The organism is Effusibacillus sp. SKA8 (assembly GCF_058273125.1).
This window is the reverse complement of record NZ_JBZCSF010000001.1, coordinates 141,319-166,710: the sequence shown is the minus strand read 5'-3', so window position 1 is coordinate 166,710 and position 25,392 is coordinate 141,319. Positions and strand designations below refer to the sequence as shown.

The following is a 25,392-nucleotide window of genomic DNA, read 5'->3' as shown; positions in this document are numbered from 1 at the left end:
TAAATCATAAAACGAATTTCGGTAACGCGCCACTGGTACCGAATGCCCAGCTGAACCGGCCGGGATACCGGACGCCAAGCCACGCACCGCCTGTTCGCAAAAAACGCCAGAAGACAAATAATGTAAAATCGGTTGTCAAAATCGAGTTTGTAGCCGCCGATCCGGATACGCCGGCGTCGTTCGGGTTTAAAAACCTCGTTGCGGAGAAAGAACTTTGAGAAACGGCTTCAATTTTGTTATAATATTAAGCAAGCAGAGGGGAAGGCAGATGGATCATTGCTGCGGATTGACCATGGTCGCACGGCTGCAAAACGTTCTTACCGAAGCGTCGGTCTTGATGCAAGACGTTCCCGTTCTTTTCTGCCCGACCTGTCAGCAAAGCTTCATAGCCCCCGAAATCGAGCTGGACTACCAGTTATTCGCCCATTACTGCGCGACGGACGGCCTTCGTTTCGCCAGTCTGGCCGACGCGGTCGGCGACGAGAAAATTTTCCGGATTCTGGAACAATATCCGGAAGACGTGCGAGTGTTGAACGGGCAACGGGTCGTTCGGGAACAAATCGACACCACGCTGGACTTGCTCAATTTGGCCAAACAGATCGGCGATCGCGATTGGCATGAAGAGCTGTTGCAGCGGCTTCAGATGTTCCGCAGGTTGTCCAGCGTCAATCGACTGTGAAATCGCCGTAGATTTTCCCGTCTTCGTAATCTTTGATGCGGTTTTTGTAGACAATCAGGTTATGGACTTTTAAAAACGACTCAAAATCTTCTTCGCTCATGGCAGCCACCAACCGGTTGCCATCCTTCCTTTCAAATCCCCATTTCACGTACGAATCATCCCGCAAATCATTCAGATTGTCACTGTATATCGAATACGCGAATCACGTTTTTATGTAAACGGTAGAACCGGAAGGAGGTTTTCCAAATAATGTATGCTTCAGTAAACGGAATCGCCCTGTTAGGAATCCGCGGCGAACGGGTCACCGTGGAAGTCGATGTCAGTAGCGGGCTGCCCTGTTTCGAATTGGTCGGTTTGCCCAGTTCTTCGGTACGGGAGGCAAAAGAACGGGTCCGGGCGGCTTTGCGAAACTCCGGGTTTGAATTCCCCCTCGGCAGAATCACGGCCAATTTGGCCCCCGCCGACCTGCGCAAAGACGGTCCCGGGTACGATTTGTGCCTGGCTCTTGGCATCCTCGCGGCAAACGGGTCGCTTTCCCGCGAACGGTTGCAAACACCGGCGGTGATCGGGGAATTGTCGTTGGACGGATGCGTACGCGCGGTGCACGGGGTGCTTCCGATGGTGGCAGCCGCCAAGGAAGCCGGATTCGGCGAAGCGATTGTACCCGCCGGAAACGCACGGGAGGCGGAACTCGTGGAAGGGATTCGGATTGTTCCCGTCCGCCAGTTGACCGATGCAGTTTCTTATCTGCAAAGCGGTCAACTTCCGGTCTATCCGCTGCTCCCACCCGCCGCCGCGCCATCCCCCTGCCCAATGGAAGACCTGTCGGATGTGAGGGGGCAACTCCACGTCAAACGGGCACTGGAGATTGCCGCATCCGGCCACCACAACCTGCTGTTGGCGGGACCGCCTGGCTCCGGCAAAACGATGCTCGCCCGCCGCCTCCCTTCCATCCTGCCCCCCTTGTCGCATCGGGAATCCCTGGAAGTCACCATGATCCACAGCGCCGCCGGGATTCTGAAAGAAACCGCTGGCCTTCTCCTGCAGCGTCCGTTTCGAACGCCGCATCACTCCATCTCCACCGCCGGACTGGTCGGAGGCGGAACCATTCCAAAGCCGGGCGAAGTGTCCCTCGCCCACTGCGGGGTCCTGTTTCTCGACGAATTTCCCGAGTTCAGCAAATCCTCCCTCGAAGTTCTGCGCCAGCCGCTGGAAGACGGCCAGGTCACCATCGCCCGGGCCAACGCGACGGTAACCTACCCGTCCCGTTTTCTCCTGATCGCCGCGATGAATCCGTGTCCATGCGGCTTCTTCGGGCAAGACGACACCTTCGGGGAGACGCAATGCACATGCAGCCCAACGCTCGTTCGCCGTTATCGGAACCGCATTTCCGGTCCGCTGCTCGACCGGATCGATCTGCATGTCGAGGTGCCCCGCATTCCCTTCACCGACATGCATCACCCCGACTCGCCGGAAACTTCCGCCCAAATCCTGGAACGCGTGAAACGGGCACGCGCCATTCAGATGGAACGCTTCCCGGACCGCGGCAACCCGGCCAACTCAACGATGACGGCGGCCGAGACACGGCGGCACTGCCCTTTGACGAAAGAGGCGGCCGGTCTGCTCCGACAAGCGTTTGAAAAATTGGGGTTGTCCGCCCGCGCCCATGACCGCATTTTAAAAGTGGCCCGGACCATTGCAGACCTGGAAGGCGAGGAAACCATTCAGAGCCATCATGTTGCGGAAGCGGTCCAATATCGGAGCCTCGATCGGAAATATTGGGGATAGCGGAATGCAGGACAGACCCTCCTGCCTGACGAATAGTAGGTTAAGCTTGGGAAGGAGGCGTTCTGATGGCGAAGCGGCAACCCGGCATGAATCTTCCTGCGGTACTTAAAGCGTTTGCTTGGCTGGACGTGTATCTTGACTCCATTCAGGTTGAGGTGGGAGTGTCTGACTTGTACCATGCGGTATACGGTCACGAATTGCCTCCGGTTCAGATCGACATCTCCGACAGCGAACCGATGCTTTTGTTCGAACTCTGCGAACTCCTTGAGAAAAACGGCTATCAGGATTTGGTGTACGAATTTTTCTCGGTGTTGATGGACAACCAGATCGAGGTCGCGTCCTGGACCCCAAACGATGTACCGGACCGCAAGCCGAAATGAAGGAGAACACGAATTCCCTCAACCGCTGCTGTTTGAGGGATTTTTACGCATTGGGAAAAACCGGTTTCGGGGTCACCACAATCTGCGGAACCCCCACTTCCGGAACGTCGACGACCGTGATCCGCACACCGAACACTTCCTCCAACCGACGGGAATGGAAGACTTCCTGCGGCGTTCCGAACTCCACCATCCGGCCGTCATCCAGCAACAAGAGGTGATCGCAGTATTGGGCGGCCAAGTTCAAATCGTGCAGGACCGCCACCCAGGACAGCCCGTTTTTTTGCTCTCGCTTCAAAAGCGTCAGCAGCTCCAATTGATGAAACAAATCGAGATACGTAGTCGGTTCGTCCAGCAACAGAAGTTCCGGCTGTTGCGCCAACACTTGGGCCAAGAACACCCTTTGCCTCTCCCCGCCGCTGATCTCATCAAGGTAGCGATTGCGCAGATGCCAGGTGCAGGTGCGTTCCATGCTCAATCGGCTGATCTCGTGGTCAATCGGGCGTTCCGTTTGAAACCGCCCCAAAAACGGGTAACGTGCCAGCATCACCGTCTCGTAGGAAGTAAATTGCGCCGACGCAGCCGCGATTTGCTGCATGAAAGCCACCCTTCTGGCAAGCTCTTTTTTGCGGTAAGCATGGATCGCTTTGCCATAAAAACAGGCCTGTCCCGCCGTCGGCGCCAGATGCCCTCCCATCACCTTCAGCAATGTCGATTTTCCCGCGCCATTCGGGCCTATAATCCCCACACTTTGCCCTTTTGACAAAGAAAACGTCACTTCTCGCAAAACCGGCTTTCCTTGCAGCGTCACGGATACATGTTCGAGCCGTATCAAATCGTCCCCCTCCTGCTTCTTTGCAACTGCCACGCGAAAAAAGGAGCCCCCGCCGCAGCCGTCACAACACCGATGGACAGTTCCAGCGGGGACAATACGGAGCGGGCGATCGTGTCGCACAAAACTAGAAAAATCCCACCCGCCAAAGTCGCCAGCGGAATCAGCACCCGATGGTCCGTTCCCGCCGCCATGCGCACGGCATGCGGAATCACCAGTCCGACAAACCCGATCATCCCGGCGGTCGAGACGGCGACAGCCGTCAACAAGGAAGCGGTCAACAGCAGAACCCATTTCGTTCGCTCCACATGCACCCCAAGCGACGCCGCTCCCTGTTCTCCCATTGTGAAGGAATTCAGTTCGCGGCTGTAAGACCAGATCACCGCAAATCCAACCAGAAAAAACGGGAGGACTGCCGCACCGTGTTCCCATCCCCTGAGCGAAAGGCTGCCAAGCAGCCAGAGAACGATTTGCTGGGCTTTGTTGCCGGGAAGCATCGTCAGCGTAAACGTCAATATCGCACCCAGGAACGAATTGACGACCACGCCTGCCAGAATCAGCGTTTCCGTTTTGAGCTTGCGGCCGGTTCGTCCAATCCAGAACACGGCCAAAATTGCAAGGACAGCCCCCGCAAACGACAGAACCGGCACGGCAAGCATCACGGACAAAACGAGGCTTGCGCCGAAACCGATGGCAACGGCCGCCCCCACGGAAGCGCCTGCGGAAACCCCGAGAATATAAGGGTCGGCAAGAGGATTCCGCAGGACGCCTTGAAACGCGACTCCCGCCAACGACAGGGAAGCGCCGACCAGGATGCCCAACAGCACACGCGGCAGCCGGATTTTTCCAAGGATCGCCGCTTCCGCTTCCGTCCAGTTTGGCGCGACGAGGGAATCGCCAAACGGAAGCTGGTTGACGACAAACGCGATGGAGTGTGTGAACGGAATATGGGTGCTTCCTACCGACATCCCGAAACTGGCGCTCGCGATTAGCAGCAAAAGAAGGACTCCGGTTCCTGTGACAAGTTTACGGGTATTCATCATTTAAACAAGTCCGGGTGAATCGCCTTCGCAAACTGTTCCAGCCCGTCCGCCAGACGGGGCCCCGGCCGCGACACCAGATTGGTGTCGACGGCAATCACCCTTTTTTCTTTGACTGCGGAAATCTGATCCCATCCCGGACGGCTCGCCATTTCCCGTTGGACGTCCGCCGTTGCGCCGTGAGTCGAGATGATCACCTGCGGGTTTTTGGCTACAACTTGTTCCGCACTGATTTTTACCCAGCCGTTCAGATCGTGAAACACGTTCCTGCCGCCCGCCAGCGCAACCAGTTCATCCATGAAAGCCCCTTGCCCCGCCGTGTACAGATCGGGAGCGGGAAACACCTCCACATAGACAAGCGGCTTCGTTTCGTCCGGAATTCCCTGCAGCTTTGACCGGACAGCCGCCGTTTTCCGCTCCATCTCGGCGACGACCGCTTCCGCTTTGGCTGCCGAGTTGGTGATCTTTCCGATCTCCCGGATGCACCGCTCCACTTCCGCGACCGTTTTCGGTTCGACCGTATAGACGGTGACTCCCAGTTTCCGGAGCGCTTCCACCCCCGTCTTGTTGGCGCTCGCTCCTCCGATCACAAGATCCGGCTTTTGTGCCACCACCTTTTCGATGTCGGTGTTGAGATCGCCGATCACCGGCTTGGACTTCGCTTCCGCCGGATAGTCGGACCAGCGGTCGACCCCGACGATTTTGTCCCCGAGTCCCAAGGCAAACAGGATTTCCGTATTGCTCGGCACAAGTGAGACAATCCGCTTGGGTTCTTCTTGAATGGTCACTTCAGTACCGGTTGCATCTTTAACCGTCAGCGGGTACACGGTTTGTCCGGGGGACTTTGTACCGCTCCCGGCGGGCTGCTGCTGGGCAGGCAAGGCATTGGAATCGCAGCCGGTCGTCACAGTGGCCGCAAACGCCAATCCCGCCAAGACTGTCAGCAGTTTCTTCATGCCATTTCCCCTTTCCTGACATCTCTCGCAAAAACAACAATCCCCAACCGGCGGTGAGGGGCAACAAGATTTTCGACCTGTACGTGCCGCATCCATGATCTAAAAGGATCTAAAAGGCGTTCTCGATATGTTCAAGCACCGGATCCTGTCCGTCCCCGTACACCTGTATGCTGATCATATCAAACCGGAAACGCGACGCGCAAACGCGGTTTGCCGCCAAAAAAGCGGCCGCCACCTGCCGCACCTTTTTCCGCTTGCGCCAGTCGACCGATTCGGCGGCTGTGCCAAAGCGGGTGGAAGACCGCGAACGCACTTCGACAAATACCAGACAAGCGCCGTCTTGCGCCACAATATCGATCTCTCCCGCGCCGCATCGCCAATTCACCGCAAGAATCCGCCACCCTTTCGCCTCAAGGTGCCGACGGGCGGCCGCTTCCGCCTGCCGCCCCTTCTCGACGCGCCTGTCTTTCCTCATGGCTCCCCGGCCCTTTCGCTTGATTTCCGCTCCAAACGCTCCACAAACACCAAAATCTCCGCAACCACCTGATACAGTTCCGGCGGGATTTCCCGGCCAATATCGAGCGCAAGCAGCGTCTCGACGAGCACCGGGTCCTGATAAACCGGAACCCCGTTTGCCTTCGCAAGTTCAATGATGCGCTGTCCGACTTCCCCTCTCCCTCCGGCCACCACCCGGGGGGCCTGGTCTTTGTCGGGGTCATAGGAAAGCGCCACTGCCCGATTCGGTTCCGTCTTTTTCATCCGGCTCCCCCTCATATTTTCAAATCGAGTGTTCCGCCCGTGACAAGAACGGGAAATTGGGCAAACGGGCTGACCGGGTTCGCCGCCCCTGTCTCCTTGCGCACGGCTCCCAGCGAATATCCCGCCTGCAGCAATCCTTCACGCAAGCGGGACAAATCCTCTTCCCCAAAAGTCAGCCGTTCCGCGTCCTGCAAGACAAAACGAAGCGATACCATCCGCTCCACAATCTGCACGTGCAGCCCCAATTCGCCAAGAGCGGGGAACTGCAGATGGAAATACAGAAAACAGTTGTAGGGGTCGAGGCGCTTCCCCCTTTTTTTCCGGGTCAGCAAATGAATCTTTGCATCCGCCGTTTCTTTTCCGACGAGAATCGGCAGCGACAAGAATTGATAAAAAAACGGACTCGGGTCGTCTTTTGCGGAAACCATCAGCTGTTGACCGGTCAGATGATGCACCGCCTGTTGGACAGCTGCATCCGCAGGGTTTGCGTCGAGTTGGGCAAGCAGCCAAGATTTCAACGTATCGGCCGCAATCGCTTCCGGCGCATTTTTCAAAAGGGGTAACAGTTGTTCGTGTGACAGTCCCAGCCGGTTGACGACAGCTTGCACCGTAAGCCCGCGTTCCTTTGCCGGCAGCTCTGCCAGACGTTCAAGCCGCAGCAGGATCTCCCGGATGGGAAAGCTTGCCTGATCGCTGCCCGGCTGGCCGGCACTTGCCTTGCCGATGTTGGCTTCGCCAATTCCTTCCCGGGCGGAAGCTGCCTCCGCAATCCCCTTCTGCGCGGCGGTTCCCGTTTCGGCAGATGGCGCTCGCAGAAGAGCGTTTTCTTGAGCGGCTATTTCGGCCGTGTTAGCTTGAACGGCCCCTGTCTGAGCCGCATGTACCGGAACGACGTTTGCGTTGTTGCCCGCGCTTGGGAGACGGGCAGACAGTGTGGGGGTGCCGTTTGCAAAAGCGGCGTCGCCGTCGGCTGGCGTTTCGATTCCCCGGCTTTCCCGATTTTCCAGTACCCGCAGCAGAATTTCGCTGAAAGGAGGCCCGTGCCACAAAGTTTTCATCGCCTGAAAAGCGGCCGCAGTCAACGGAATGTTTTTGCGGACCATCTGGACCAACGTGTCCAACGAGGCGGCCGTACGGAGACTCTCTGTCCGGACCTGGGCTTCTTGCGCCGATGATGCGGCTTCGGAACCAATCTGTCCGGCTTGTCCGGCCGATTTGTTGAGCTCCGGGAGTTCCTGCCGCGTTTCTTCATACAACGCTTCGATTGTGCTGACAAGCGACGGAGTCACCGATATTTCCGACGCCAATAGCCTGACGGCAATCTGCCGGGTGACCGGGGTGTCTTTCAGGCCCAGATTTTGCAGCAGTTTTCCGACGGATTGCGCCGTCGGTTTGGCTACCCCCATCGTTTGCAAGAACTCCGCCTTCGGTTTGTCCGACGGCCGGCCGTTGGCGAAAGGGCTGACTTTCAATTCCAGCATGCCGTTTTCCATGGGGCCAATCACGACAAGCGGCACCACGGCGCCTTTCGGCAATTGCGTCTCCAACTGGGCATGAACGGTCTGCCCTTTGATCTGAAACACCGCGGTGCGCTCATCCAGGATTTCCAGCAATGTCGCCTGTACCACTTCACCGATCCTGAGTTCCAATCCTTGTCGGGACGGAGCCGCACGCAGCGTCTGTCCCAGGGCTTGCATCAACGAAGGCCAGAAGTTCAACACGCCTACCTCCTCTCCTTTGAATTTCGCTCCGGCCCATCCGGAACTTCCACACGCCAAAAGAAGCGGCTCCCTCTCCCCCGGCAATCATGCCAAGCCAAGGACTTCGGCAACCGGAGCGAACGAACGGCGGTGTATCGGGCAGGCGCCGTATTTTTTCAATGCGGCGAGATGTTCGGGGGTGGCGTACCCCATATGTTTTTCAAAGCCGTACTGCGGATAGGCCCGGCCATATTCTTTCATCAAATTGTCGCGCGTCACTTTGGCGAGAATCGAGGCGGCCGCGATGGAATGGCTTTTGGCGTCCCCTTTCACAATCGGAAGCTGCGGAACCACCACTTGCGGAATCGTAACCGCATCGTTCAGCAGGTGATCCGGTTCCGTTCCCAGATCGCGGATGGCCCGCCGCATCGCCTCGTAGGTCGCCTGCAAGATATTGTATGTATCGATATAATCCACATCGACAATCCCGATCCCGCATGCAACCGCTTTGTCGCGGATGATGTGGTACAGGGTTTCCCGCTCGTCTTCCGTCAACTGCTTCGAATCGTTCAAACCGGGAATTTCAATGCCAAGCGGCAGTATGCAAGCTCCCGCGACCACCGGCCCCGCCAGCGGGCCGCGTCCCGCTTCGTCAACACCGGCAATCATTTGAAAGCCCTGCGCCGCCAAAGCCCGCTCGTAATTCCAAAGCTGCGCCAGACGCATTGCTTCCCCTTGCAAGCGGGCGCGTTTTTTCAGGTAGGATTCGGCCAGGGCCCGTACGCCTGCCCGCGAGTCTTGCCGAAGTTGGTCCAGGGTCCGGTCGGAAATGCGGGTTTGGCTGGCAAGCCAGGCTCGAATTTGTTGGATCGAATACGTTCTCAAATCGTTCATACAAAATTCTCTCCTTCGTAATCTTATAAAACTTCGGCATTTGCACCCGGACTTCCTGCCAAAAGGAAAATACATGAAAAACGAATATCCCGCACCACTTGGTAAAGTGATACGGGATGGTTTGCGGCAACCCTGTTCAGGCTGGTTTACGGACGCTCAAGCGAGATTTTGCCGAGCATGCCGGCGCGAAATTCGCGCAGGATCAGATTGCAGGCGGCGATTTCGTCAATCACGCCGCCGGTTCGCACCAAACCTCTTTTCTTTCCGATCGCGAGAACCGTGTCCCACGGTTCGGCAGGCAGGGCATCCAGCTTGTAGCGATTCTCCAATACGCCCGGGTACGTTTCCCGCAACCATTTCACCAAAAAAAAGGCAATGTCCTGCAGGTCCGTTTCCAGAACCTCGTCGCGAATGGCACCGGTCAGCGCCAGCCGGATTCCCACTTCCGGATCTTCAAATTTCGGCCAGAGAATGCCGGGCGTGTCGAGCAGCTCAAAATCTTTGCCGACTTTGATCCATTGCTGCGCTTTCGTAACCCCCGGCTTATCCCCGGTTTTTGCGGCGTTGCGTTTGGCCATCCGGTTGATCAAAGCCGACTTGCCGACATTTGGGATTCCGAGAATCATCGCCCGGATGGCACGCGGGCGAATCCCTTTTTTCAGCAGCGCTTCCATTTTCGGCGCGACCAACCGTTTCGCTTCCGATTCGATCTTCCGCAAACCTTCTCCCGCCGTGGCAACGACCGGGACCGCAGGCGTCCCCTCTCTTGCAAAAAACGCCACCCATTCTGCCGTGATCGCCGGGTCGGCCAAATCCGCCTTGTTCAAAAGGACGATGCGCGGTTTTTGTTGGGTGATCTCCCGCATCATCGGGTTTCGGCTCGAGAGAGGAACCCGCGCGTCCACCAATTCGTACACGATGTCGACCAGCTTCAGTTTTTCCGCAACTTCCCGCCGCGCTTTCGCCATGTGTCCGGGAAACCACTGGATGGTCATCCGACTTCCTCCTTACTTAAACGGGAACAACTTAAACTTGTCAGGTGGCCAAAACACAAGATCCGCCCGGCCCACCACCAGATCGTAAGGAACGAATCCGACAGTGCCGTCCCGGCTGTCCTTCGAGTTGTTGCGGTTGTCACCCAGTACGAATACTTTTCCTTCCGGAACTTTCACAGGCCCGAACGAACCGTTCGTCGGTTCCCCCAAATAAGGCTCTTCCAAGACATTGCCATTCCGGTACACCTTGCCCCCACGGATCTCAATGGTGTCTCCCGGCACGCCGATCACCCGTTTGATGAAATCCTTCGATCTGTCAGCCGGATATTGAAACACGATTATGTCGCCATGCTCGGGTTTATGCAGCCGGTAGACCAGTTTGTTCACAATCAGCCGTTCCCGGTCTTTCATGGTGGGCATCATCGATTCTCCGTCGACGAGGAACTGGGCAAACACGAATTGATGGATGCCAAGTGCAAGAATGATGGCCAGCCCAAGCGCTTTGATCCATTCCCAGGTCTCATTGGTTGTACGTTCTGACATAGCGTCCCCCTCCTGCCCGAGTCTCCAAAAACGATATGTACCGGTATGTCCCGATTATGGGAAAAGGGACTTGCGTTTGACAAGTCCCCCGAATTGTTAGCGAACCTCTTTGATGCGAGCGGCTTTACCTGTGAGATTGCGCAGGTAGTAAAGTTTTGCGCGGCGTACGCGACCGCGGCGCGAAACTTCGATTTTTTCGATCTTCGGCGAATGGATCGGGAATGTGCGCTCCACGCCGACGCCGTACGAAATCTTGCGAACCGTGAAGGTCTCGGAGATTCCGGAGCCGCGGCGCTTGATGACGACGCCTTCGAACACCTGAATGCGTTCGCGGTTGCCCTCTTTGACCTTCACATGAACTTTCACGGTGTCCCCCGGACGAAAGCTCGGTACATCCTTGCGGATCTGTTCGTCCGTGATCTGACGGAGAAGTTCCTGATTCATCTGTCTATTTCCTCCTTCCCTGCAGACGTTCATATCATTTTCGCGAAATGACAGCGGACCGTCTTGATCGACAAATGACATTTTACCACAGGAGATTTGCAAAGACAACCGACACGCTGCAGAATGCCGCATTCACAACGGCAACCTGCGGTTGATAAAGTCATACCCGTTCCTTATGCCTTCTTCCCCACCGGGACATGACATCTAAAACTTCCTGTACGGTCTGGCCGTATTCCGTCAAAGAATATTCCACTTTGGGCGGTATCTGGGCATATACATGACGATGGACGATCCCATCCCGCTCCAGTTCCCGCAATTGCTGCGTCAACATTTTTGAAGTAATCTCGGGCATCTCACGCCTCAATTCGCCAAACCGTTTGGTTCCCTCCTGCAGATGGCAGAGAATCACCGGTTTCCATTTTCCCCCGATCACCTTTAGTGTGGTTTCCACCGCCTGTTTGAATTCCGCATCTCCCATGCCGAGAATCTCCCCTTTGGTATGTTCCAGGATACTAAATTACAGAAAGGTATGTACTTGCTCCCGAAATATAAAATACTCAATAATAACGATATCGTTCCTTATTAACTTATATCCGTTGCGGTTATAATGACAAGATCCTACCGCTCGGCAAAAAGGAGGAGCTTATGAAACTGAGAGTCTCAGCGGTTCAATACCATCTTCATGCGATACAGAGTTTCGAAGAGTTTGCCAGGCAAGTGGAACATTATGTGAAAACGGCTGAAGAATTTGCTGCGGATTTTGTGTTGTTTCCCGAATTTTTCACAACTCAGTTAATGTCGATCGGCAATGGGCAAAAACAATCTTTGTCAATTCAGGACCTGCCCGATTTTACAGAGCAATACCGTTCTTTATTTACAAATCTGGCCAAACAGACCAACATGCATATCGTGGCGGGAACCCATGTCATCCGGAAAGGGGACAAACTGTACAACGTCGCCCATTTGTTCTATCCGGACGGAAAAGTCGCCGAACAGCCGAAGCTGCACATCACGCCGACGGAGGTCAAGGAGTGGAACATGTCCCCCGGCGAAAGCATTCAGGTGTTCGAGACGGAGAAGGGCACGGTTGCGCTGCTGACCTGTTATGACATTGAATTTCCCGAAATCGTCCGGATGGTCAGGGCCAAGGGGGCGGATGTCATTTTCTGCCCTTCTTGCACCGATGACCGGCACGGCTTCTACCGGGTGCGTTATACCAGCCACGCCAGGGCGGTGGAAAATCAGGTGTATGTGGTCACCACGGGTACGGTCGGCTCCCTGCCCACTGTCGATTTTATGCGGGCGAATTACGGTCAGGCGGCAGTGATCACCCCGAACGACATTCCCTTCCCACCCCGCGGCATCCTGGTGGAAGGGGAAATCAACCACGACATGGTGGTGACGGCCGATTTGGATCTGGAACTGCTGTATCAGGTTCGGGAGAGCGGGTCGGTGACCACCTGGCGCGATCGCCGGACAGATCTGTATCCCGACTGGCAATAAAAATCGGACAGCTTCCAGGAAGGAGGGATTCACATGTACCGGAAGGAATTCTTTGTGTTCGACCAGGATCGCCCGGTTCCGGCCGTGATTCGGAATTACCGGGAACAGGATTTTGACAGCCTGATCCGTATCCAGCAGGAAAGCTTCCCGCCCCCGTTTCCGTCCGAATTGTGGTGGAACACGGAACAGTTGAAAAACCATGTGACGCTGTTCCCGGAGGGAGCCTTGTGCGTCGAGGTGAACGGGGTGGTGGCCGGCTCGATGACCGGCCTGCTGGTGGACTTTGATCCCAGCCATCCGGAACACACATGGGAAGAGATCACCGATGGCGGGTATATCCGCAACCACACCCCGCACGGAAACACCCTGTATGTCGTCGATATCAGCGTGCGCCCCGCCTACCGAAAATGGGGGCTGGGAAAATGGCTGATGCTCGCCATGTATGAAGTGGTGGTTCACATGGGCTTGGAACGGCTGCTTGGCGGGGGAAGAATGCCCGGCTATCACAAAAAGGCGCATGAGATGACGGCGGAACAGTATCTCGAAGCGGTGGTAAAAGGCGAGCTGAAAGATCCTGTCATCACCTTCCTGCTTCGCTGCGGCCGGACCCCCGTCCGGGTGATCCCCAACTATCTGGAGGATGAGGAATCCTGCAATTACGGGGCACTGATGGAATGGAAAAATCCGTTTCGCACCACAGAATCCCGACAAGGAGCGTGATTTGGATGGAATATCGGAGAATTACAAGTAATCGAATAGCAAAGGGTGAAATTAACCTCCAATTCCACATTTATCGTGGTTTTGGAGGTTTTTTCGTACATGTTTTGGGATTCACTCATTCGGGCCTGTTCTTTTGGGCCAGCTCCTGGAACGGATTTTTACCAGAGCTTACTTGGCCGTAAATTTGATCGTTTGCTGGGAAGTGCCTTCGACCAGTTTGTGGTCGTTTCCGTGGAGGCTGATGACCAGGGTATGGAGGCCCGGTTTGACATCTTTCAGGACAATGTTGTCAGCGTCTTTCACCACTTTTTGCGCCAGCTTCGGGTCTTTCGGGTCGCTGTCCAACCAGATGTGGATATGCCCTTCACCGGCTTTCGGCTCTTTGCTTTCCGCAAAGTTCACCAGTTTGAAATCGGTAAGCACAACTTGAATCTTCACATCTCCCGCTTTCACCGTATCCCCCTCTTTGATTCCTTCCACTTTAAAGGAGGGTTTTTTCGCTTCGGGCGCCGCTGCAGGCTGCTGTTGATCGGACTTCGGAGCGGATGTTGGAGCGGGTGCCGTCGACTTTTCGCCACCGCAACCTGCCAATCCCGTCAATGCCAAAACCGATGCCACTACGGTCAACCATTGTTTTTTCATCCTGAACTCTCCCCTTTTTTTAAAATGAAAAATTCGTTTTCACTTAGATAACGCCAGAAACAAACAACCGGTTCGAAGTATGTTATAATCCCGAATTTCGAAAGTGGCATAGCTTGAAATTGCTAAAAAAGTGCCCTAATCTTTGGTAGAAGCGATCGTCACCAACTTGGATTGGTCACCGATTGATATCTGGCGGTTCTACAACCAACGGGCATATGTAGAGAATTCGATCAAAGAAGCCAAGAACGGGTTCTCCATACATGCGATTGCAAGTTCCGATTTTGAAGCCAATGAAGTCGACATGCTCATCAAGCTTTTCACCTATAACTTGTTTCAACGCTTCAAGAAAGACTGTTGTGATCCCCTCCACCAAGGGTTTACGATACAACGGTTCCGTCAGGACTTTCTACGAGTGGCAGGGATATTGGTGAGTCACAGCAGGACCGTGATCCTCAAGATCGCTGACTCTTTCAGCAATCGTTGGATCTTGGAGCAGATGATGGTAAGGGTAGCCCAATTGGAGTGAATTGGGAAAAAACTGAATGGAAACTACGAGAGCCCGTATTGGTGGGGAGGGGGAAAGTGTGCCCAAAAACGAGAAATAATTACCATATCATGTAAAAACGCTTCCAGTTTGCAGACCAACCCACAAATTCCCATTCGAATCGAGGCTCTCTATAATGGGCTTTCGAAATTTGGGATAATTTTTTGTGAAAAAAACCGAATCAGAGAATCAATCGTATCTTTATCATAGAACGGTTACTGGAAAAGGGGTCTTTTGCCGCATGTCTTTGGTATCTGAGGAAGTAATCCTGCGCCGGATGCAGCAAGGTGACGGGGACGCTCTGGAAGATTTGTATGACCGATATGCATCCCTTGTTTACTCTCTCGCGTTGCAAGTTACGAAAGATCCGCCGCTTGCCGAGGAAGTGGTGCAGGATGTATTCACGAAATTGTGGGTTTCACCCGATCTGTATCGGACCGAACGGGGACGGTTTTCCAGTTGGCTGCTGACGGTAACCCGCAATATGGCAATCGATTTGTTGCGCAAAAGGGCAAGAAAATCCCGTTACACCATCCTGCCTCCCATGGAATTCAACAAGATCGGCGATGACAGATCCATATCGCAGCTGGAGGGTTTGGAGCAGGAGGAAACGGCGTCCGCTCTGCGATCGGCGATTGCCGAACTGACGCCGGAGCATCGCATCATACTGGAGCTCGCCTATTGGGAAGGCCATTCGCTGACAGAGGTGGCGGAACTGTTGATTTTACCGGTTGGAACCGTAAAGAGCCGTCTTCATGCCGCCTTAAAGACTCTTCGCAAACAAATGCAGGAATGGAAGGAGGATCGGATATGAAGGAAACCGAACATGCCGTTTGTTCCCGAACGCTTGCCTACTTGCTCGGGCAACTGCCGTCCGAGGATCAGCAGGAATATGAATCCCATCTCCCGGAATGCGGAGATTGCCGGCAAGAAATCGCCGAACTCCAACAGGTGGTCGATGCTCTTCTGTATACAACGGCTGAAGCGGCTGTCCCTGTTGATCTGAAACGGAAAACCTTGCAGGCGGCCTTTCGAGCCAAAACCCCTGCCAACCGGCAAGCGAATGCACAGGAGGCGTCGACTTCCGTCAAAAAAGCAACAGCATGGCAAAATTTTGTCGCGAACCGATACGGCAAGATCGCAATCGGAACAGTGGCGGCGCTCACCCTTGGCCTGGGCCTTTCGGTCTGGCAAACGGTGCATTTCAAGAACCAATTGCAGGCAGACAACCGGTTCCCTCCATCGCTCACCAACGTAAATCGTTCCTTTCCCCTCTATTTGACGGCAGATAAGGGCAAAGTTTCGGGATATGCTTACCTGACGGAAACATCGACAGGAACGCAACTCGTGGTGCACGTGCAGAATGTCCCTCCTCTAAGCGGACAACAAGCCTATCAGGTATGGCTGATCAAAGACGGACAGCGACAAAACGCCGGCACGTTCCGGGTGAATGAGCAGGGACAAGGCGTTCTGGTGTTCTCGGCAGGAAACACCCCGCCCGATTTTGACAATATCGGTATTACCCGCGAGCCGGATGCCAACGGCACATCGCCGCGCGGCCCGAAAGTGCTGGGCACAAAGCAATAGATGCAATGGCAGCGCCGTTTCACAGCCGGTTGCAACTTCGCCGCGGTCGGTTGCCGCTTTTGTAGCGGCTGTGGGATTAACCCAAAAAAAGGGCTGGCATTTTGCGCCGGCCCTCAACTTTTTGTTTATTCCAACTCCCTTATATAGTATCCTCCCCTAAACCTCTACTTCCCCATCACCCGCAGCTTCGTCAGCTTCGGTTTCACTCTTTTCGTACCGTGCTTCGACTGAAACGTAATCTCGAGTTCCAGTTCGTCGTCCTGGCCGGATATGTCCATCACGACTCCGACGCCGTATTGCGGGTGGCGGACCCGAAGTCCCACTTCCCAGCGGGGCACCACCTGGAAGTCCGCCGCGGATGTTTCCACCAGTTCTTCCGGCAGTTCGGACAGAAACCGGGACGGGTCGTTCATCTGCAACTGCCCGAAAATCGTCCGTTCCGTGCAATAGGTGATATGCAGCTTCTCCTGCGCCCGCGTGATCGCGACATAACAGAGGTTGCGCTCTTCTTCGATGCCTTCGGCCGTATCCAGCGAACGCGCATGGGGAAAAATCGACTCCTCCGCCCCGACGATGAACACCACCGGGAATTCCAATCCTTTCAAAGCGTGCATCGTCATCATGTGCACCGCTCGGACATCAACAGATGAAACTTTTTGACCGCTTCCGCCGCCTTCCCGCCAAGCCCCGCTTCATCCGCTTTCCCCATCGCTTCCAGCAACGTCAGCCCGTTGTCGTGGGCAAAGTCCAGCAAACGCTTGATCGTGCCCTCGCCGATATTGCGCTTTGGCACATTGACGATCCGCAAAAGCGAAATCTCGTCCTGCGGATTGGAGATCGCTTTCAGATACGCCATCACGTCCTTGATTTCCCGGCGGTCGTAAAACGTCATGCCGCCGATGATCTTGTAAGGGATTGCCGCTTGCAAAAACGCTTCCTCGATGGCGCGGGATTGGGCGTTGGCGCGGTACAAAACGGTGCAGTCCCGAAACTGTCCGCCGTTTCCGACATGCTCCTGCACTTTGGCGATCACGTATGCCGCTTCGTCCGCCTGGTCAAGGGCGGCATAGACCGAGATTTTCTCTCCCTGCCCTTTCGCCGACCAGAGATTTTTGTCTTTGCGCCGCGAGTTGTTGCGGATGACGGCGTTGGCCGCGTTCAGGATCGCGCTTGTCGAGCGGTAATTTTGTTCGAGTTTGATGACACACGCCTCCGGATAATCCCGTTCAAAGTTCAAAATGTTCGAGATATCCGCCCCCCGCCAGCGGTAAATCGCCTGGTCGGAGTCTCCCACCACGCACAGATTCCGGTATTTTTGCGCCAGCAAGCTGACCAGTCTGTACTGCGCCCGGTTGGTGTCCTGGTATTCGTCGACATGGATGTAGCGAAACTTTTCCCGGTAGGATTCCAGCACATCCGGCTGCTCTTCGAACAATTGCACCGTCTTAAAAATCAAGTCGTCGAAGTCCATCGCGTTGATGCCGTTCAGTTTATGCTGATACTCCCGGTACACATTGGCCGCAACGGCGTCTACCAATGACTTGCCCGCCCTTTTTTTGAATTCGTCCGGGCCGAGAAGCTCGTTCTTGGCGGCGGAGATCTTCCAGTGAATCAGCGACGGGTCAAACTTTTTCATGTCGTAATTGAGGTCCAGCATGCACTGCTTGATCGCCGCCATCTGGTCATCGGCGTCCAGGATCGAGAAATTGTTTTCATACCCGAGCCGTTCCGCTTCCCGCCGCAAAATCTTTACACACATCGAATGAAAAGTGCTCATCCAGATGTCGCCCGCCGCCTCTCCCACCAACTTCACGACGCGTTCGTTCATCTCTTTCGCCGCTTTGTTGGTGAACGTAATCGCCAGAATATTCCACGGCTGAACCTTGCGCTGCGCCATCAGATACGCGATTCTCCGGGTCATCACACTCGTCTTTCCGGAGCCCGCGCCGGCAAGAATCAACAAAGGGCCTTCGGTGGTTTCGACGGCTTTTCGCTGTTCGGGATTCAAACCTTTGGTTATGGAATCCAAATCCATCTTGAACGGTTGCTCTTGAGAAGCCATAAAACCTCCATCTCTGATAAAAGAAGACTTGGCATTCAGATATGACAACTGATAGGGTAGCATGCCTGCCTGCGAAGAAACAAGGGGAAAAAGCCGCAAACATACTCTCCCTTTTCTAGCAAATTATGATTTGCAATCAAGATAGAAAATCTGTATATTTAAATAATCAGAGATTCAGCAATATACTTCGATGGGGGTACTTGCATGCAAGAATTGGATTTGGAATCGTTTCTTTTTCGCTTATCCCTGGTCTTTTTCTTGTCAGGCGGGTTCGGTGCCGTTGTTGCACACCGGAACCCGAAGATCGCAAACTTTGTTTCCCATTTAGGAGGTTTTTTGGGGGGACTCGCAGGGGCGTTCGCCGCGATTCGCGTATTGGTCTTTCAGAAAACCGTTTCGGTTTCCGCCTGGCACGTTGTACCGGATGTCGCTCTGACATTCCGGATGGATTCCCTATCCGCATTTTTTTTGCTGATCATTTCGGTTATGGCCGCAATCGCTTCTGTCTATTCCACCGGGTATGTGACTGAATACTACGGAAAGAAAAATGTGGGATTGCTGGGGGCGGGTTTTAACCTATTTTTGCTTTCCATGGTGGCAGTCGTCACCGTCGACAACGGATTTTCCTTTTTACTGGCATGGGAACTGATGTCACTTGTTTCTTTCTTCCTGGTGATGTTGGAGCATGAGAAACCGGAAGTTCGCCAGGCGGGATTTGTTTATGTTGTCATGACACACTTCGGAACGGTCTTCATCATTCTCTCGTTTCTGGCTTTGTTCCTATTTGCCGGCAGTTTTGAATTTGCGGCGTTCCGGCAGGTCTCCTCCCAATTGTCCGCTTCGTTCAAAAACCTTGTTTTCCTGATGGCACTTATCGGTTTCGGCACAAAAGCAGGCATGATTCCGCTCCATATCTGGCTGCCGAGAGCCCATCCCGCGGCACCTAGCCATGTGTCCGCTTTAATGTCGGCGGTGATGATCAAGACCGCCATTTATGGGTTACTGCGGGTGAGTTTTGACTTTTTGGGTGGCGGACCCGCCTGGTGGGGGGCTGTTGTCCTCGGCTTTGGAGCGCTTTCCGCTTTGCTCGGAATTTTGTACGGATTGGCCGAAAATGACATAAAACGCTTTCTTGCGTACAGCAGTGCCGAAAATATGGGAATTATCTTCATGGGAATCGGAACTTCCCTGCTTTTCGATTCCTATCAACATCCGGTTTTGGGGGCGTTGGCCCTGACGGCGGCTCTTTATCATGCGATGAATCACGCGATCTTTAAAGGATTGTTGTTTATGGGAGCCGGAGCGGTGCTTTACGCGACACATACAAAAAACGTGAACCAGTTGGGAGGGCTGATTCGGCGTATGCCGTGGACAGCGGGGCTGTTTTTGCTCGGAGGGATGGCGCTCTCCGCACTGCCGCCGTTTAACGGTTTTATGAGTGAATGGGCGACTTTCCAATCTCTGCTGCATCTCGCATTTGACCTGGAAAATTCATGGTGGAAAGTGATCGGCGGCCTGTCGGCTGCAGTTCTTGGACTGACGGGGGCTTTGGCGGCAGGCGGCATTGTCAAACACTTTGGAACCGCATTTCTGGCAATGCCCCGCACGAAAAAGGCGGAACAAGCGCGGGAAGTTCCCGTCTGTATGCGCCTTGGCATGGCACTATCAGCGATCGCCTCTCTGGTTTTTGGGATTTGGCCGGGAGTTGCCTTACGAATCACCGAGGGGATCATTGAAAGGCACTTTGACACAAAATTAACGGGAGATGTCATTTTTTATATCCCGTTCGCGGGAGGTGCAGGGGAAGCGCTATCGCTTGGTGCGGTTCTTCCGGTTTTCCTGAGCCTGTTGCTTTTGAGTTTCCTTTTCCTTCGCTTATGGGTTGGGAAAAGCAGAAATCGGATCGATGAAACCTGGAACTGCGGGGTACCGCTGCAACCTTCGATGGAGTATACGGGTACCTCGTACTCTCATCCCGTCTTAATGATTTTTCAATGGCTGTACCGTCCACGGCGGCAGGTGCAGATTCGCGGCGAATACGCGTACTATCCGAAGCGCATCCACCACCGCCTGCAGGTGCAGTCGGTGATTGAAGCCAAACTGTACCGGCCGCTGGTTCAAATTGCGGTTTTCCTGTCGCAGCGGGCCAGAACGATTCAGAGCGGGAACCTGCAAAGCTACCTGGCCTATATGGTCGCCACACTCATTCTTTTCTTACTATTTGCGGTCCGGTAGGTGAGAGCAAATGACAGGACATATTGGATTGACGATCGGCTGGACGTTTCTGCAGGCGGTTCTGCTGCTTCTGGTTGCTCCGCTGCTTCAGGGAATCATCAAAAAGAGCAAAGCCCGTTTACAGAATCGCATCGGTCCGAGCGTGTTGCAACCGTACTATGATCTGGTGAAATACATGAAAAAGGATGCGGTCATTTCCCGTCACGCCTCCTGGCTGACAGTGGCCACCCCTTACATCGTGTTTACCTCCATCCTAACAGCCGGACTTCTGGTGCCGACTTTTTTGGCTGATACCCCCCTAGGGTTTGTCGGGGATCTGATCCTGCTCGTCTATTTGTTTGGTTTGGCCCGGTTTTTTACGGCTCTAACCGCTCTTGACGCGGGAAGTTCTTTCGGCGGAATGGGATCGAGCCGGGAAATGGCTTTGTCCGCCATTGCGGAACCCGCCTTGTTGTTGGCTGTTTTTGCCGTACTGCTGTCCGGCGGAACGACGAAACTCAATCAGTTGATCCAAGCGCTTGCTTCGCACGGATGGAATTGGAGCGAACCTGCTTACGCGCTGGCCTTTTTGGCAATGTTCATCGTGGTGATTGCCGAAACAGGCCGGATTCCGGTTGACAACCCGGACACTCACCTGGAATTGACGATGATTCATGAAGGAATGCTGCTGGAATATTCCGGACGCTATCTGGGCTTGATGATGTGGGCGGCGCAAATCAAACAATTGTTGATTTTGAGTCTTTTCGTCAATCTTTTCTTTCCTTGGGGACTGGCGGCGGACTGGAACGCAGGCGGAATCCTCCTGTCGTTCTTGCTTTACCTGCTGAAACTCGCTGTACTGGGGATTTTGTTGGCATGCATCGAAACTCTTTATGCGAAAATCCGTATTTTTAAGGTTCCCAAATTGCTGGTTTCCTCGATGATCCTGTCGATTCTGGCGATTCTCATTCGGATAGCGGAGTAAAGGAGGGGCAGAAATGGAGCAAATCATCGCCATCCTATTGCTGGTCAGCGCATTGATGTTGTTCCAAATCCGGAAAATCAGCGATTCGGTCGGCATTCTGGCGTTTCAGTCGGTCATCCTTTCGATTACGGCAGGTGCAATGTGGTACAAAACGGGCATCACTCATCTGCTGACCGCGGCGGTTCTTACCTTGTTGGTAAAAGCGGTTGTGATTCCATACATTCTGCGGTACACCATCAAAAAGATCGATATCAAACGGGAAGTGGACCGTTTTACGTCCAAATACGTCGCTTTGCTGATTGGACTGGCATTGTCGGCGGCGGGGTTTTACCTCACATCCCGCCTTCAGTTGCCCGGTACGGAACATGGGGAACCCTACCTTGCGGTTTCGATCATTCTCATTTTTCTGGGGACTTTTATTATGATCGATCACAAGAAAGCGATTATGCAAGGGGTCGGACTGATCACCATTGAAAACGGATTGTTTTTGGTCGCTGAGTCGCTCAGTTACGGAATGCCGCTGATGGTTGAACTGGGAATCTTTTTCGACATGCTTGTGACCGTAGTCGTGATTGGCATTTTATCGTTTCGCATTCATTCGACTTTCGAGAGTTTAAATACGGAAAAGATGCGGAATTTGAAGGGATGACGGAAATGGGCTGGATCTGGACGTTGTTGGGACTTCCTCTGGTAACAGGGCTTTTGGCCTGGAGGATCAAAAACCAAAGCGCCTGTGAAAAGGTACAGGCGGCAGGCGCATTCCTGATGCTGTTGGCCGGTCTCGCGACCGCTTTTCAAGTGCTGACAGGTTCTCCGATTGCAGGGGGGAACGGATTTGTCTATGTCGATGCCTTGGGTGCGTTCAATATTTCGTTGATTGTTCTGGTTGGCTTTACCGCCGCCCTTTATTCGGTTGGCTATATGCGGCACGAAATCAGCGAAGAGGTCATTACACCGCGGCAGTTTCGCCTCTACTACTTATGGTTCCACCTGTTTTTATTTACGATGCTAGCTGTCAGCGTCGTGAACAATCTGGGGCTGCTGTGGGTAGGAATCGAGTTGACCACGCTGGTCTCGGCGTTATTGGTCGCTTTTTACAAAAAAGGAACGGCTCTGGAGGCCGCGTGGAAGTATCTTATTATCGGCAGCGTTGGCATCGCGTTTGCCCTTTTGGGGATTATTTTCATCTACCTGTCGGGGATTCATTTTCTGGGAGAAGATCCCCGGGCTTTAAACTGGAGCGTCTTAAGTCAAGCAGCCGGACATCTGAATCCGCAATGGATTTTGCTTGCCTTCATCTTTGTATTGGTGGGGTTTGGAACAAAGGCAGGTCTCGCTCCCATGCACTTCTGGCTGCCGGATGCACACAGCCAAGCGCCATCGCCTGTGAGCGCAGTGTTGTCCGGGGTATTGTTAAATACTGCGCTCTACGGGATATTCCGCGTATTTTCCATAGCGAATACAACCCTTGGCGGGAAAGCGGCTCCATTTTTGATCTTCTTTGGTCTTCTGTCGATTGCCATTACCGTCCCCTTCATCCTGGTCCAACACGACCTGAAACGGATGTTGGCGTATTCAAGCGTGGAACACATGGGAATCATCACGCTGGGGGTCGGGATTGGCGGAACTTTGGGATACTACGGGGCCTTGCTCCACATGTTCAATCATTCGATGGCAAAGTCCCTCCTGTTCTTCTCGGCGGGAAACATCAATCAAAAATATCATTCAAAACGGATGGACCGGATCTCGGGAATTCTTCAGGCAATGCCTGCAACGGGCGGTATGTTTCTGATTGCGGCTTTTGCCATCACAGGGGCTCCTCCCTTTAATATTTTTATCAGTGAATTTACCATTATGACGGCCGGGTTTACAGGAGGTTATATCTGGGCAACCGTTCTGTTTGTTCTGTCGGTTGTGCTGATCTTTGCCGGCATGATCTACTACGTTGTCAAAATTGCCTTTGGCGAAGCCCCTGCCAAATTGGAAAAGAAAGAAATCGACCGCTGGTCAACGGCCGCCCTTTTTATCCCGTTGGCGATGGTTGTAATCTGCGGACTGTATGTCCCGCCTTTCCTGAGCGACACGATCCATCAGGTGTCTGAGGTCTTACAGGGGGTACACCGATAATGGAAAAAAACAAAAAACAGCTGATTTCAAGAATCAACCAGCAATTGGGCCGGAAACTGCTGTCCGTCGATGGCTGCACGCAGAACGAAACGGTTATCATGATAGAAAAAAACGACCTTCCCGCAGTTTGTCGGTTTCTCCGCAAAGAAAAAGGGGGACGGTTGTTTACGATGGTCGGCAGCGACGAACGGAATGTAACAGGTTCCTTTGCGTTGTATTATGTGTTTTCGTTTGATCAGTTCCATCATTTCATTACCGTCAAAACTTTGATCGATGAACCGGATCCCACCTTTCCGTCTGTCGCAACCGATTTACCTGCGGCAAACTGGTATGAGAGAGAGGTCAAAGACTTGCTGGGGCTTCGGCCGCAGGGACATCCGGACCCGCGACCGCTTGTCCTGCACGGAGACTGGCCGGAAGAACTGCACCCCCTGCGCAAGGATTTTCCGATTCAGATGAAGGTGCCAAGGGTGCAAAGCCGTGAAGACTTCATGCGATACGAGGGAGAAGACGTCACAGAAATTCCGGTGGGTCCCATCCACGCGGGAATCATTGAACCCGGCCATTTTCGGTTCGGTGCGGTCGGCGATACCGTTTTGCATCTGGATGCAAGGCTTTTCTATACGCATCGCGGTCTGGAAAAAGCCAGTGAAGGCATGCCGTTGCGGAAAGCGTTGTTTTTGGCGGAACGGATTTGCGGGGTGTGTGCTTTGTCGCACGCGGTTTCTTTTGCCCAGGCGGTCGAAACTGCGGGGCAGGTGGAGATTCCGCCCCGCGCCAAGTATTTGCGGACCCTGTTTTTGGAATTGGAACGTTTGTACAATCATATCGGGGATGTTGGGAATGTGTGCGCGGGATTTGGGTTTGCCGTCGGGATCAGCCAGGGGGCAAGGCTGAAAGAAGAACTGTTGCAACTCAATGAACGGATCGCTGGCCACCGCTATTTACGGGGGATCGTGGAACTTGGCGGCACAAGGATTGACTTGACGCCGCAAGATTGTGCGGATATTCGGGCAACTCTGCAGAAGATCGAGGGGGAATTTAAAGAGCTTGTAGAGATTCTGCTTTCGCATGAAATCGCTGTGAACCGGATGGCGACTACCGGAGTGCTTACCCTTGAACAGGCAAATGATATGGAAGTTGTAGGCGTTGCGGCAAGGGCTTCCGGCAGAAACACGGATGTGCGGCGCGACCAGCCTTACGCTGCCTACGACCGGGTCAAATTTGACGTTCCAACTTATCAGGAGGGTGATGTTTTGGCAAGAGTCCGGGTTCGGATAGATGAAATCTTTCAATCTTTTTCAATCGTCCGCCAAGTGTTGGATCAGCTTCCCGGCGGAAATGTCGCAGCCTCGGTTCCGGAACTTCCGCCCTATCAATGGGCGATGGGATGGACAGAGTCCCCGCGGGGAGAGACCGTGCATTGGCTGATGATTGGACCGAAGCAGACCGTGTACCGATACCGGGTTCGTTCTGCGACATACAGCAACTGGCCAGCCGTCCCCCTTGCGGTGACTGGAAATATTGTCCCGGATTTTCCGTTGATCAATAAAAGTTTTGAGTTGTGCTACGCGTGTTGCGACCGATGAAATGTACCGATCATGAAAGTGTAAAAGGAGTGAGGAGCGATGTTTGACATATTTCGGAAAATCTTGCGAACCGGGACGGTAACAAAAGAAATGCCTCTGGAAGCGGCTCCTTCCCGGTTCCGTGGCAAACCGGTTTTTGTATCAGACGAGTGCACCGATTGCGGAGCATGTGCCGCGTCTTGCCCAACAGGGGCCATCCAATTTCATCAAGAAAATAATTTTTCCGAGCTTGTGTTGTCTTACTCCAAATGTATATTTTGTGGGATTTGTGCGGAAGTTTGCGAAACCGGGACGATTCAAACGACGAATGAATACCGCCTTGCAACGAAAAACAAGCAAGACTTGATTCAAACCCTACGGGTGTCCGGAAAACCTTTGAAATTGGCGCCTGTTGGAAAGGAAGTATGATACA

The 25,392-nt window shown here is 53.9% G+C and carries 26 protein-coding genes and 2 pseudogenes; 14 read left to right on the top strand and 14 right to left on the bottom strand.

The window, feature by feature from the left end; all coding sequences use genetic code 11:
- The first annotated feature begins 268 nt into the window (after positions 1 to 268).
- A complete protein-coding gene (locus tag AC4ED1_RS00840; protein WP_490935505.1) occupies positions 269 to 679 on the top strand; it encodes a hypothetical protein in 411 nt (136 codons plus the stop codon).
- On the opposite strand, the gene AC4ED1_RS00835 is transcribed toward AC4ED1_RS00840, so the two are convergent.
- Complete coding sequence (locus AC4ED1_RS00835) at positions 666 to 827, bottom strand: hypothetical protein (RefSeq protein ID WP_490935504.1); 162 nt, start codon at positions 825 to 827, stop codon at positions 666 to 668. The two genes, AC4ED1_RS00840 and AC4ED1_RS00835, sit on opposite strands and share 14 nt — an antisense overlap.
- Positions 828 to 928: 101 nt before the next feature.
- Between AC4ED1_RS00835 and AC4ED1_RS00830 the strand changes: the two genes are divergently transcribed.
- Positions 929 to 2,467: a YifB family Mg chelatase-like AAA ATPase gene (locus AC4ED1_RS00830; RefSeq protein WP_490935503.1), complete on the top strand. Its 1,539-nt coding sequence runs from the start codon at positions 929 to 931 to the stop codon at positions 2,465 to 2,467.
- A 65-nt stretch (positions 2,468 to 2,532) separates the two neighbouring features.
- Positions 2,533 to 2,847, top strand: a complete 315-nt coding sequence (locus tag AC4ED1_RS00825) for a hypothetical protein (protein ID WP_490935502.1) — start codon at positions 2,533 to 2,535, stop codon at positions 2,845 to 2,847.
- Between the two features lie 43 nt (positions 2,848 to 2,890).
- Here the strand turns inward: AC4ED1_RS00825 and AC4ED1_RS00820 are convergent, their stop codons facing one another.
- The 11 genes from AC4ED1_RS00820 to AC4ED1_RS00770 all read right to left on the bottom strand — a co-directional run bounded on the left by AC4ED1_RS00820 (position 2,891) and on the right by AC4ED1_RS00770 (position 11,485).
- The gene (locus tag AC4ED1_RS00820; protein ID WP_490935501.1) at positions 2,891 to 3,679 is read right to left on the bottom strand and encodes an ABC transporter ATP-binding protein; all 789 of its coding nucleotides are present in this window, start codon (positions 3,677 to 3,679) and stop codon (positions 2,891 to 2,893) included.
- Complete coding sequence (locus AC4ED1_RS00815) at positions 3,676 to 4,674, bottom strand: FecCD family ABC transporter permease (RefSeq protein ID WP_490935500.1); 999 nt, start codon at positions 4,672 to 4,674, stop codon at positions 3,676 to 3,678. Before AC4ED1_RS00815 ends, AC4ED1_RS00820 begins: the two co-directional genes overlap by 4 nt.
- A gap of 41 nt (positions 4,675 to 4,715) precedes the next feature.
- Complete coding sequence (locus AC4ED1_RS00810; protein ID WP_490935499.1) at positions 4,716 to 5,672, bottom strand: ABC transporter substrate-binding protein; 957 nt, start codon at positions 5,670 to 5,672, stop codon at positions 4,716 to 4,718.
- A gap of 109 nt (positions 5,673 to 5,781) precedes the next feature.
- Complete coding sequence (locus tag AC4ED1_RS00805) at positions 5,782 to 6,147, bottom strand: YraN family protein (protein WP_490935498.1); 366 nt, start codon at positions 6,145 to 6,147, stop codon at positions 5,782 to 5,784.
- Complete coding sequence (locus tag AC4ED1_RS00800) at positions 6,144 to 6,431, bottom strand: EscU/YscU/HrcU family type III secretion system export apparatus switch protein (protein WP_490935497.1); 288 nt, start codon at positions 6,429 to 6,431, stop codon at positions 6,144 to 6,146. Before AC4ED1_RS00800 ends, AC4ED1_RS00805 begins: the two co-directional genes overlap by 4 nt.
- Positions 6,432 to 6,442: 11 nt before the next feature.
- Positions 6,443 to 8,149, bottom strand: a complete 1,707-nt coding sequence (locus tag AC4ED1_RS00795; RefSeq protein ID WP_490935496.1) for a TP0910 N-terminal domain-containing protein — start codon at positions 8,147 to 8,149, stop codon at positions 6,443 to 6,445.
- A gap of 87 nt (positions 8,150 to 8,236) precedes the next feature.
- On the bottom strand, positions 8,237 to 9,016 hold the full coding sequence (gene rnhB / locus AC4ED1_RS00790) for a ribonuclease HII (protein ID WP_490935774.1): 780 nt from the start codon (positions 9,014 to 9,016) through the stop codon (positions 8,237 to 8,239).
- Between the two features lie 155 nt (positions 9,017 to 9,171).
- On the bottom strand, positions 9,172 to 10,020 hold the full coding sequence (ylqF, locus tag AC4ED1_RS00785) for a ribosome biogenesis GTPase YlqF (RefSeq protein WP_490935495.1): 849 nt from the start codon (positions 10,018 to 10,020) through the stop codon (positions 9,172 to 9,174).
- A 12-nt stretch (positions 10,021 to 10,032) separates the two neighbouring features.
- Positions 10,033 to 10,563 carry a signal peptidase I gene (gene lepB, locus AC4ED1_RS00780; protein WP_490935494.1) on the bottom strand — a complete coding sequence of 177 codons (531 nt, stop codon included), beginning with the start codon at positions 10,561 to 10,563 and terminating at the stop codon, positions 10,033 to 10,035.
- Between the two features lie 96 nt (positions 10,564 to 10,659).
- The gene (rplS, locus tag AC4ED1_RS00775; protein WP_490935493.1) at positions 10,660 to 11,007 is read right to left on the bottom strand and encodes a 50S ribosomal protein L19; all 348 of its coding nucleotides are present in this window, start codon (positions 11,005 to 11,007) and stop codon (positions 10,660 to 10,662) included.
- 160 nt (positions 11,008 to 11,167) lie between these two features.
- The gene (locus AC4ED1_RS00770) at positions 11,168 to 11,485 is read right to left on the bottom strand and encodes a winged helix-turn-helix transcriptional regulator (protein ID WP_490935492.1); all 318 of its coding nucleotides are present in this window, start codon (positions 11,483 to 11,485) and stop codon (positions 11,168 to 11,170) included.
- Between the two features lie 167 nt (positions 11,486 to 11,652).
- Between AC4ED1_RS00770 and AC4ED1_RS00765 the strand changes: the two genes are divergently transcribed.
- Positions 11,653 to 12,510: a carbon-nitrogen hydrolase family protein gene (locus AC4ED1_RS00765; protein WP_490935491.1), complete on the top strand. Its 858-nt coding sequence runs from the start codon at positions 11,653 to 11,655 to the stop codon at positions 12,508 to 12,510.
- A gap of 33 nt (positions 12,511 to 12,543) precedes the next feature.
- A complete protein-coding gene (locus AC4ED1_RS00760; RefSeq protein ID WP_490935490.1) occupies positions 12,544 to 13,230 on the top strand; it encodes a GNAT family N-acetyltransferase in 687 nt (228 codons plus the stop codon).
- Between the two features lie 168 nt (positions 13,231 to 13,398).
- Here the strand turns inward: AC4ED1_RS00760 and AC4ED1_RS00755 are convergent, their stop codons facing one another.
- Complete coding sequence (locus tag AC4ED1_RS00755; RefSeq protein WP_490935489.1) at positions 13,399 to 13,872, bottom strand: hypothetical protein; 474 nt, start codon at positions 13,870 to 13,872, stop codon at positions 13,399 to 13,401.
- A gap of 148 nt (positions 13,873 to 14,020) precedes the next feature.
- Here AC4ED1_RS00755 and AC4ED1_RS00750 point away from each other — a divergent pair.
- From AC4ED1_RS00750 to AC4ED1_RS00740, 3 genes and pseudogenes are all read left to right on the top strand, one after another.
- A pseudogene (locus tag AC4ED1_RS00750) lies at positions 14,021 to 14,398 on the top strand (transposase); the annotation flags it as partial.
- A gap of 259 nt (positions 14,399 to 14,657) precedes the next feature.
- The gene (locus tag AC4ED1_RS00745; protein ID WP_490935488.1) at positions 14,658 to 15,230 is read left to right on the top strand and encodes an RNA polymerase sigma factor; all 573 of its coding nucleotides are present in this window, start codon (positions 14,658 to 14,660) and stop codon (positions 15,228 to 15,230) included.
- Positions 15,227 to 16,003 carry an anti-sigma factor domain-containing protein gene (locus tag AC4ED1_RS00740; protein WP_490935487.1) on the top strand — a complete coding sequence of 259 codons (777 nt, stop codon included), beginning with the start codon at positions 15,227 to 15,229 and terminating at the stop codon, positions 16,001 to 16,003. Before AC4ED1_RS00745 ends, AC4ED1_RS00740 begins: the two co-directional genes overlap by 4 nt.
- A gap of 164 nt (positions 16,004 to 16,167) precedes the next feature.
- Here AC4ED1_RS00740 and AC4ED1_RS00735 read toward each other — a convergent pair.
- Positions 16,168 to 18,038: pseudogene (locus AC4ED1_RS00735) on the bottom strand (UvrD-helicase domain-containing protein).
- Positions 18,039 to 18,269: 231 nt separating this feature from the next.
- Here AC4ED1_RS00735 and hyfB point away from each other — a divergent pair.
- From hyfB to AC4ED1_RS00705, 6 genes are read left to right on the top strand one after another with little or no spacing between them, the layout of a single operon-like run.
- Entirely contained in the window at positions 18,270 to 20,300 is a 2,031-nt protein-coding gene (hyfB, locus tag AC4ED1_RS00730; protein ID WP_490935486.1) for a hydrogenase 4 subunit B, read from the top strand.
- A 10-nt stretch (positions 20,301 to 20,310) separates the two neighbouring features.
- Positions 20,311 to 21,264, top strand: coding sequence for a respiratory chain complex I subunit 1 family protein (locus AC4ED1_RS00725; RefSeq protein ID WP_490935485.1), 954 nt, complete (start codon positions 20,311 to 20,313; stop codon positions 21,262 to 21,264).
- Between the two features lie 13 nt (positions 21,265 to 21,277).
- The gene (locus tag AC4ED1_RS00720; RefSeq protein ID WP_490935484.1) at positions 21,278 to 21,913 is read left to right on the top strand and encodes a hydrogenase; all 636 of its coding nucleotides are present in this window, start codon (positions 21,278 to 21,280) and stop codon (positions 21,911 to 21,913) included.
- Between the two features lie 5 nt (positions 21,914 to 21,918).
- Positions 21,919 to 23,391 carry a hydrogenase 4 subunit F gene (locus tag AC4ED1_RS00715; protein ID WP_490935483.1) on the top strand — a complete coding sequence of 491 codons (1,473 nt, stop codon included), beginning with the start codon at positions 21,919 to 21,921 and terminating at the stop codon, positions 23,389 to 23,391.
- The gene (locus AC4ED1_RS00710) at positions 23,391 to 24,980 is read left to right on the top strand and encodes a hydrogenase large subunit (RefSeq protein WP_490935482.1); all 1,590 of its coding nucleotides are present in this window, start codon (positions 23,391 to 23,393) and stop codon (positions 24,978 to 24,980) included. Before AC4ED1_RS00715 ends, AC4ED1_RS00710 begins: the two co-directional genes overlap by 1 nt.
- A gap of 39 nt (positions 24,981 to 25,019) precedes the next feature.
- On the top strand, positions 25,020 to 25,388 hold the full coding sequence (locus tag AC4ED1_RS00705) for a 4Fe-4S binding protein (protein WP_490935481.1): 369 nt from the start codon (positions 25,020 to 25,022) through the stop codon (positions 25,386 to 25,388).
- Positions 25,389 to 25,392 lie beyond the last annotated feature (4 nt).

What these genes read in the sequence shown, in the direction of transcription:
- AC4ED1_RS00840 (WP_490935505.1), top strand. Translation starts at nt 269, where the DNA reads ATGGATCATTGCTGCGGATTGACCATGGTCGCACGGCTGCAAAACGTT.
- AC4ED1_RS00830 (WP_490935503.1), top strand. Translation starts at nt 929, where the DNA reads ATGTATGCTTCAGTAAACGGAATCGCCCTGTTAGGAATCCGCGGCGAA.
- AC4ED1_RS00825 (WP_490935502.1), top strand. Translation starts at nt 2,533, where the DNA reads ATGGCGAAGCGGCAACCCGGCATGAATCTTCCTGCGGTACTTAAAGCG.
- AC4ED1_RS00810 (WP_490935499.1), bottom strand. Translation starts at nt 5,672, where the DNA reads ATGAAGAAACTGCTGACAGTCTTGGCGGGATTGGCGTTTGCGGCCACT.
- AC4ED1_RS00805 (WP_490935498.1), bottom strand. Translation starts at nt 6,147, where the DNA reads ATGAGGAAAGACAGGCGCGTCGAGAAGGGGCGGCAGGCGGAAGCGGCC.
- AC4ED1_RS00800 (WP_490935497.1), bottom strand. Translation starts at nt 6,431, where the DNA reads ATGAAAAAGACGGAACCGAATCGGGCAGTGGCGCTTTCCTATGACCCC.
- ylqF (WP_490935495.1), bottom strand. Translation starts at nt 10,020, where the DNA reads ATGACCATCCAGTGGTTTCCCGGACACATGGCGAAAGCGCGGCGGGAA.
- lepB (WP_490935494.1), bottom strand. Translation starts at nt 10,563, where the DNA reads ATGTCAGAACGTACAACCAATGAGACCTGGGAATGGATCAAAGCGCTT.
- rplS (WP_490935493.1), bottom strand. Translation starts at nt 11,007, where the DNA reads ATGAATCAGGAACTTCTCCGTCAGATCACGGACGAACAGATCCGCAAG.
- AC4ED1_RS00770 (WP_490935492.1), bottom strand. Translation starts at nt 11,485, where the DNA reads ATGGGAGATGCGGAATTCAAACAGGCGGTGGAAACCACACTAAAGGTG.
- AC4ED1_RS00765 (WP_490935491.1), top strand. Translation starts at nt 11,653, where the DNA reads ATGAAACTGAGAGTCTCAGCGGTTCAATACCATCTTCATGCGATACAG.
- AC4ED1_RS00760 (WP_490935490.1), top strand. Translation starts at nt 12,544, where the DNA reads ATGTACCGGAAGGAATTCTTTGTGTTCGACCAGGATCGCCCGGTTCCG.
- AC4ED1_RS00755 (WP_490935489.1), bottom strand. Translation starts at nt 13,872, where the DNA reads ATGAAAAAACAATGGTTGACCGTAGTGGCATCGGTTTTGGCATTGACG.
- AC4ED1_RS00745 (WP_490935488.1), top strand. Translation starts at nt 14,658, where the DNA reads ATGTCTTTGGTATCTGAGGAAGTAATCCTGCGCCGGATGCAGCAAGGT.
- AC4ED1_RS00740 (WP_490935487.1), top strand. Translation starts at nt 15,227, where the DNA reads ATGAAGGAAACCGAACATGCCGTTTGTTCCCGAACGCTTGCCTACTTG.
- hyfB (WP_490935486.1), top strand. Translation starts at nt 18,270, where the DNA reads ATGCAAGAATTGGATTTGGAATCGTTTCTTTTTCGCTTATCCCTGGTC.
- AC4ED1_RS00725 (WP_490935485.1), top strand. Translation starts at nt 20,311, where the DNA reads ATGACAGGACATATTGGATTGACGATCGGCTGGACGTTTCTGCAGGCG.
- AC4ED1_RS00720 (WP_490935484.1), top strand. Translation starts at nt 21,278, where the DNA reads ATGGAGCAAATCATCGCCATCCTATTGCTGGTCAGCGCATTGATGTTG.
- AC4ED1_RS00715 (WP_490935483.1), top strand. Translation starts at nt 21,919, where the DNA reads ATGGGCTGGATCTGGACGTTGTTGGGACTTCCTCTGGTAACAGGGCTT.
- AC4ED1_RS00710 (WP_490935482.1), top strand. Translation starts at nt 23,391, where the DNA reads ATGGAAAAAAACAAAAAACAGCTGATTTCAAGAATCAACCAGCAATTG.
- AC4ED1_RS00705 (WP_490935481.1), top strand. Translation starts at nt 25,020, where the DNA reads ATGTTTGACATATTTCGGAAAATCTTGCGAACCGGGACGGTAACAAAA.